The organism is Ignavibacteria bacterium, assembly GCA_025612375.1.
In the GTDB taxonomy this organism is placed as follows: Bacteria; Bacteroidota; Ignavibacteria; order Ignavibacteriales; family SURF-24; genus JAAXKN01.
Genome location: JAAXKN010000055.1, coordinates 12751 through 19816, shown reverse-complemented (window position 1 = coordinate 19816; position 7066 = coordinate 12751). Strand labels below are relative to the sequence as shown.

General features: G+C 41.5%; 6 protein-coding genes. All 6 read left to right on the top strand.

The genetic code is table 11. The annotated features are described in order from the left end of the window. The first annotated feature begins 149 nt into the window (after nt 1-149). From HF312_19795 to HF312_19770, 6 genes are read left to right on the top strand one after another with little or no spacing between them, the layout of a single operon-like run. The gene (locus HF312_19795) at nt 150-611 is read left to right on the top strand and encodes a hypothetical protein (protein MCU7522466.1); all 462 of its coding nucleotides are present in this window, start codon (nt 150-152) and stop codon (nt 609-611) included. Between the two features lie 26 nt (nt 612-637). Then, nucleotides 638-2038 carry a nucleotide sugar dehydrogenase gene (locus tag HF312_19790; GenBank protein ID MCU7522465.1) on the top strand — a complete coding sequence of 467 codons (1401 nt, stop codon included), beginning with the start codon at nt 638-640 and terminating at the stop codon, nt 2036-2038. Continuing rightward, a complete protein-coding gene (locus tag HF312_19785) occupies nt 2035-3396 on the top strand; it encodes a hypothetical protein (GenBank protein ID MCU7522464.1) in 1362 nt (453 codons plus the stop codon). Before HF312_19790 ends, HF312_19785 begins: the two co-directional genes overlap by 4 nt. After that, nucleotides 3383-4711, top strand: a complete 1329-nt coding sequence (locus HF312_19780; protein MCU7522463.1) for an O-antigen ligase family protein — start codon at nt 3383-3385, stop codon at nt 4709-4711. The genes HF312_19785 and HF312_19780 overlap by 14 nt, the downstream gene beginning before the upstream one ends. A gap of 60 nt (nt 4712-4771) precedes the next feature. Next, a complete protein-coding gene (locus HF312_19775; protein MCU7522462.1) occupies nt 4772-5914 on the top strand; it encodes a glycosyltransferase in 1143 nt (380 codons plus the stop codon). A 30-nt stretch (nt 5915-5944) separates the two neighbouring features. Further along, on the top strand, nt 5945-6919 hold the full coding sequence (locus HF312_19770; protein MCU7522461.1) for a hypothetical protein: 975 nt from the start codon (nt 5945-5947) through the stop codon (nt 6917-6919). Nucleotides 6920-7066: the final 147 nt, after the last annotated feature.

Here is a 7066-nt window from a genome sequence, read left to right as displayed (position 1 = left end):
CGCTGTCTTTAAGGGATATTCCTTTTTAACTATGACTACTACCTAAATAGTTACCGACGTTCGACGTTCAACGTTTCCGCGGCGGCGGATTCAACATTAAGGCAATTAAGCATTCAACATTAAGCATTCTGCATTAAAAGAGGGGTGGGATGAAAAAAGGTGTGATATTGTTCGTTGCGTTATTTATTGCAATACTTGTTTCTGATGCCTGCGCTCAGACTGCATATTACAGAATTGAGAATGAGGGCGGGGAACTGATGAAGAAGGTTAATATCTGGGGATATGTTAAAAACCCCGGGCGCTATGAGGTCCCGGCCTCTACAAATCTGGTACAGATGATTGCATATGCAGGCGGGCCGCGCGACCATGCACTGATGGATGAAGTAAAGGTCTTCAGAGACACTCAGACCGGCGGTTCAATTATTAAGGAAATAAACGTTGAGGAGCCTTCGAAAGTCCGCCAGACAGACCTGCAGATACTTGATGAGGACACAATTGTAATAGACCACAGCTCTGCGGTTACCATAGGTGAAATATTCAGCTTCATCGGCGCACCGGTGGCTATTGTAACAAGCCTTATTCTTATAGCCGACAGATTGGGTAAGAAATAAATTTTAAGAAAAAATGAAGGAAGGTTATGAAATTAGTAGAGAAAATCAATGACCGGACTGCTGTTGTTGGTATAATCGGTCTGGGTTATGTAGGGCTTCCGCTTAGTCTGGAATTTACACTGAAGGGTTTTAACGTGATCGGTTTTGATCTGGACGGAAAGAAAATTCAACTTTTGAGCGAGGGGAAAAGTTATATAAAGCATATTAATGCCGAAAAAATTAAACTGGCCGTTGAGTCGGGCAGGTTTACTTCAACAACAGACTTTTCGCGCCTGAAGGAGCCTGATGCAATTATAATCTGCGTGCCGACACCTTTAGATGAGCACCGGGAGCCTGATATGAGTTATGTAGTCAATACGGCAAAAACAGTCTCCCAATACCTAAGGGAAGGGCAGCTCGTAGTGCTTGAGTCAACAACTTATCCAGGAACGACAGAAGAGATATTACTTCCAATGTTTGAAAAGCGGGTTAAGGAGGCAGAGCTTCAGCCTGCAGGGGCTGTGGGAGAAGAGGTTTCAAAAGATGAACTGGCAGAAGAAAAAATAAATGAACAGCCTACTATGAAGGTGGGCGAGGATTTTTACCTGGCGTTTTCACCCGAAAGGGAAGACCCGAACAATGAGAAGTACACGACTGCCACTATACCGAAAGTAATTGGCGGCGTAACACCCGTGTGTCTGGAAGCTGCACTGGCGCTCTACGGTCACGTAATAGATAAAACCGTCCCTGTAAGCTCCACCCGTGTTGCAGAGGCTGCAAAGCTGCTTGAGAACATCTACCGTTCTGTCAACATTGCGCTTGTAAATGAGCTTAAGCTTGTATTCGACAAAATGAATATAGACGTCTGGGAAGTAATTGAAGCTGCATCTACAAAGCCTTTCGGCTTTCACCCCTTTTATCCCGGACCGGGATTAGGCGGGCACTGCATTCCTATCGATCCATTCTATCTTTCCTGGAAGGCTCGGGAAAACGACAGCAGCACCAGATTTATTGAGCTGGCAGGAGAAATCAATACATTCATGCCTTACTATGTTGTAGAAAAAGCTTTTGAAGCCTTAAATATGCAGAAGAAATCCTTAAACGGCTCCCGCGTCCTCATTCTGGGAGCAGCCTATAAAAAGGATATTGACGACACGAGAGAGTCCCCTTCATTAAAGCTTATTGAGATATTCAGGGATAAAGGGGCCAAAGTTGATTACAGCGACCCTTATATGCCTAAGCTGCCGAGGACAAGAAAGTATAGTTTTGACATGATTTCAGTTGAGCTTACAAGGGAGAACCTTTCGGGCTATGACCTTATAGTTCTCAGTACAGATCATTCAGACTATAACTATAATCTCATTAGCGAATGTGCTTCTGTTATTATAGACACAAGAAACGCATTTGGCAAAAGGGGAATTAAGAATTCAAAGATAGTGAAAGCATGATAAGTAAATCAGATTCTGTTACTAAAGGTTCTTACAAGTGGCTGGGAGAACTCTCCCGAACACAGCAGGGGAAACGGCTGCTGGATTTTATTCAGGAAAACAAGCTGAAGGAAAAATTCTTAGGGGAGACCTCCTGGTTCCTTTTATCCAATATGATCTATAGTGCCTCGACCTATCTGGTGGGGTTTCTGATCCCGTATCTTCTGAATACGGATTACATGGCATTTTTCTCCTCGGGCAATCAGATACTAATGGTCCTTGCTTTTATCTTCGAGTTAGGCTTCTCGGTTAGTTTCCTGAGGTTTTATCAGCTGGATCAGTCTGTTAAATACATTAACAGCTATCTGCAGATGATCCTCTTCGGGGTGATAATTGTTATAGGGCTTTATTTTAGCACATTTTTCGATAAGGTATTTAATATAGATGAACTTCCTGTGGACTCCTCGCTCTTATACTTCCTTGTTATTGCGCAGCTTGCGTGGTTCTTTATTAAAAACTGGCTGCTAGCTATAAATAAAATAAAAACCCTTGTTTTTCATTCGGTGCTCATACTGGTCCTGAGGGTTGTGTTCCTCCTTCACCTTTATTATCTGAAGGATTTTTCAATAAGGCAGCTTTTCCTGGAAACGCTACTTTACCCGTTCTCAATAACAATCGTCCATCTGCTTTACGTAAATGTGAGGCTTATTCTGGAATCATTGTCCCTGTACAACATTTTTTCTTTTTCATTAATAAGAAAAGCTGCCCAAAAGGTTTACTCCTTCCTCAGGTTTTCGCTGTTAACATACATCTCGGGTTTCCTTTACCTCTATACAGTAAGATACCTGGTCATATTTATGACAGGAAAGAATAACATGGTTGTTGCAGATCTTGGCTATGCAATGACGTTTATCGGAATTATCCTGGTTTTCTACACAACCTTCAGAAGCTACCTTATTGCGCGTTTAAGCATGGATAAAGCCGATTTCATCAGGTCCTATATCGCTAACATAAAAAGCATGTATTGGCACTTTATGGTGCTTATTGTATTTTCCTCGTTTGCGCTTTCATACATAGTATACCTGATCAGGCCTGGATACCTGTCCTTTAATACGGTAATATTTTCATTCATTCTTTTTCTGTCGACTTTTATGAATGTCTATCTGGGGCTTATTACGGTGCTGTCTAAGACGTATGACTATAATAAAATGGAAGTGCTGCTGAATATAATAAGATTCCTCATGGTAGTCGTGATTACGAATTTCCTGGTCGAAAGCCACTTAATTCTCGGAGTGGCGCTGGTTAACGTTGTAATGGTTTTAGGTGAATATGTCTATGCAAAGATTTTAATAAGAAGAATTAACTATGTCCAGGCTTAATTATTTAAGGATACTAAGAAGCGCGGTTGTTTTTATTTTTATTTTCAGCATTTTCAACGACAACCTTCTTGTTGACACATTTGGTGAGAATGCCTTAAAAGGCATATTTCTTTTATTCATTCTTACCAACCTCAGGAGGCTTTACCTTAACCTTCTTAACTGGAAGATGCTGCGGCATATAAAGCCTTTTTTCATATTTCTTATGTTAACATATTTTCTCATGCTCATTGACTTTTCCGGATTTGAAAGGCTTTTTGAAAATTCGCTCCTCTGGATTTCGATGCTGGTTATCATTATCTATTTTATAAATTATGACCTGGATGAAGTGTTATACATGATATGGGCCTCTCTTCTGATTTCCTCACTTTACGCATTTGTTTCAGAGCCTATATCGCAGTGGACTTTCAGGAGAACAGGCGGCACAGGTGACCCGAATGAGTTTGCCGCGCAGCTGCTTGCTGTTTTACCGGTTTCAATATACCTTTTTTCAAAAAGTAAAAATCTGGTTTTTAAAATTATACTTCTTATTGCTTCATTTTCAGTTTTTATATATGCTCTTTTCCTGGCTGGCTCAATGTCAAGTTTTCTTGTACTTGGGTTTTTAATACCCATTGTGCTTATACGTTATTTAAGCCTTTCGTTTACAAAAAGCCTGATTGTAATCGGGCTGGGTTTTCTGATGTTTGTCGTTTCACTTCTCGTATTCCAGGAAAAGCTGGAGAACATGGAGGCGGTGCAGAACATGCTGGGCCGGACACAGGAGACCGGTACGGCACAGACGAGGATGAACAGCTGGAAGGCGGGCCTAAATATGTTTATTGATAAGCCTTTACTGGGCGTAGGGATGAGGGAGTACGCGGAATATTCCCCCCGATATTCAAAAACTTTCCTGAGCCAAGACTCTGTAGCCCCGCACAATATGTTTATTGAAGTGCTTGCCGAATCGGGAATAATAGTCTTTATGGTGTTTGTCATATTTCTTTTAGACCTGCTTTCAAGATATTTTAATGAGATAAGACGGAGTGATCACTTCTGGATTTACATGTCGCTTCTGGCATACGTTCTAATGGGTTTTACCCTTGGAATTACGTACAATAAATTCTTATGGCTTTCTGTTGCTTTGGTGATGAATATACACAGGATTTTAAGGACTGTCCCTGAAACCAGTGTCGCTCAGGAGCCGCAGAACTTTGCACGCAGGATAATAAATCTTGAGGAAGATAAGAAAGCAGAAAAAAGCTTAGCTAAAGAAAAGCTGCTTCAGGAGAAAGCCTTCAGGGGGAAATTGCTCAAAGGCAACAGCAATCAAATGTAAGATTAAGTTATAAAATTCTATCTGATAACGTTGTATAATCATAAGATTCAGGTGAATAAAATGAAAGTCGTGCATATTATATCGTCGTTTGGCCCCGGCGGAGCAGAACTGTTGATCAAGGATCTGGCTATAAATACGCGCAAGGATATTCTTGTTGAAGTCTGGGCAGTCGGTGAGGGTGAGGACAAGCAGTTTGAAGAAAAGTACAAAAGAGAGCTGTTCCAGAATAACGTTGCCTATGCCAATATCGGGAAGGTTGCCGGAAAGGGAAGACTCGGTGTTGTTGCGAGGATCAGAAAGCTTATACAGGTAAGACGGCCTGACGTAATAAATACGCATTCAGAGCTTGCAACCTTTTATACTTCGCTTGCCATAATAGGCACAAGAATAAAACTTGTTCAGACAGTTCATAATACTGTAGTTAATTATCCCTTGCTGCAGAAAATTCTTGCCAGGCCCATGACGGACAGATTTGTTGCAATATCAGAAAAGTGCAGCTCTGTCATTAAACACTACATCCATCCTAATGAAAAGAAGATCAGGCTGATCTACAACGGCGTTAATGTCCAAAAGTTCCAGAAGCATAAAAGGGAGATCTGTTCTGAAGTAAGAAACCTGATTGTAATCGGGCGCCTTGCGCCGCAGAAAGACCACCATACGCTTCTTAGAGCTTTTGCAATACTAAAAGACCGCCTCAGTGCAAAAGGGATTCCGGTTCCGGCCTTAAACCTGGCCGGTACGGGGAGTCTGAAAGATGATCTGTTGAGGCTGACTCAAGAGCTGAAGCTGGAAAATGACGTTAAGTTCCTGGGGGCCAGGAGTGACATTCCGGACCTCCTTTATCAGAACGACATATGGGTAATGTCCTCAAAATGGGAGGGGCTCTCAATCTCCATGCTGGAGGCCATGGCATCAGGCATTCCTATTGTTGCAACAGATGTGGGCAGCAACAGCGAAGTTATTGAAAACAATATAAACGGCAGCCTTGTGGAGAAAGAAAATCCTCAAATGCTCTCAGAGGCAATTTTCCGGCTGATCACAGACGCTGAAAAAAGGAAGAATTATTCTGAGAATGCAAGGATGAGGGTGATGGATTTCAGCCTGCAGGCATGCCTTAGCAGATATACAGATCTGTATTTTTCTCTGGTAAAGAATAAGGAAAAGCTTATTCCTCTTGGCGGGATTAAGAAGGTTAGTGCATAGGTTTTAATGTATGCGGAAAAGAGCTGATGAATGAGTAAACCGGGGATTTTTATAATCGGTAAAATACCGCCTCCGATAGGAGGAGTAACTATACATATTGAAAGGCTTCTCTATAATTTAAGGAGGGATAATGTTCCCTTTGAGGCGATGAGCCTCAGGGCTTCGACACTGAAAAAATTTATTCCAAAATATCTCTCATACAGGGTTGTACACCTTAATATATCAAGCGTATACCTGAGAGCGCTTCTGACGTTAGTTTCATTTTTAACCGGGAAAAAGCATATCAACACCTATCACGGGAGCCTGGGGAACAAGAGCAGGGTAAAAAACTTTTTCGATAAGATATCGATCCATTTTTCCACTTTCCCCCTTGTGCTAAATGAGGGGGCTTATAAATTTGCCTCCAGATACAACAGGAAAACAAAAAAAATATCGGCTTTTATTCCTCCGCCCATTGAAGAAGATCTTCCAGGCGAGATAAGTTCAAAGGTAAAAGCCTTAAGGGCCGCGTATAAAACGGTTTTCTGCACAAACGCCTTTGGCGTTATGTATGATGACAGGGGGCAGGAAATTTACGGCATAAGTGAGCTTGTCCGGGTGTTCAGTCAGGTGTGCGACAAGGCTTTAATAATATCTGATCCAAGTGCCTCTTACAGAAATTACTTTCGCAGAAGTAACATACAGTTAACAGTTAACATTTTAATGATCACGGTGCCTCACAGCTTTTTTGAAATACTTAAATTATCAGACTGCTACATCCGCAACACGTCAACAGACGGGGATTCATTATCCGTTAAAGAGGCTCTCTACTTAAACAAAAATGTTCTGGCTACCAACTGTGTAAAAAGGCCTGAAGGGGTATGCCTCTACGGCATAAGTAATTCATCTGAACTAATGAGTAAAATAAAGGAGATGGAAAACATAGATATTCTGCAAAACAGGCACACGCAGCTTAGCGGCTACCCAGAGTTAAAGAAAATCTATGAAGAGTTAACAGGAAGATAAAAGAAATATTGTTATGAATGTGATAAGAGGGGAAGAGTAAAAAGATGAGACAAATCATACAGGATTTAAAGAAGGGTAATACAATTTTAGAAGAGATCCCGGCTCCAATGGTCACCTCAGGCCATGTTTTAATCCAGACTGCCTGCT

What these genes read in the sequence shown, in the direction of transcription:
- HF312_19795 (MCU7522466.1), top strand. Translation starts at nt 150, where the DNA reads ATGAAAAAAGGTGTGATATTGTTCGTTGCGTTATTTATTGCAATACTT.
- HF312_19790 (MCU7522465.1), top strand. Translation starts at nt 638, where the DNA reads ATGAAATTAGTAGAGAAAATCAATGACCGGACTGCTGTTGTTGGTATA.
- HF312_19785 (MCU7522464.1), top strand. Translation starts at nt 2,035, where the DNA reads ATGATAAGTAAATCAGATTCTGTTACTAAAGGTTCTTACAAGTGGCTG.
- HF312_19780 (MCU7522463.1), top strand. Translation starts at nt 3,383, where the DNA reads ATGTCCAGGCTTAATTATTTAAGGATACTAAGAAGCGCGGTTGTTTTT.
- HF312_19775 (MCU7522462.1), top strand. Translation starts at nt 4,772, where the DNA reads ATGAAAGTCGTGCATATTATATCGTCGTTTGGCCCCGGCGGAGCAGAA.
- HF312_19770 (MCU7522461.1), top strand. Translation starts at nt 5,945, where the DNA reads ATGAGTAAACCGGGGATTTTTATAATCGGTAAAATACCGCCTCCGATA.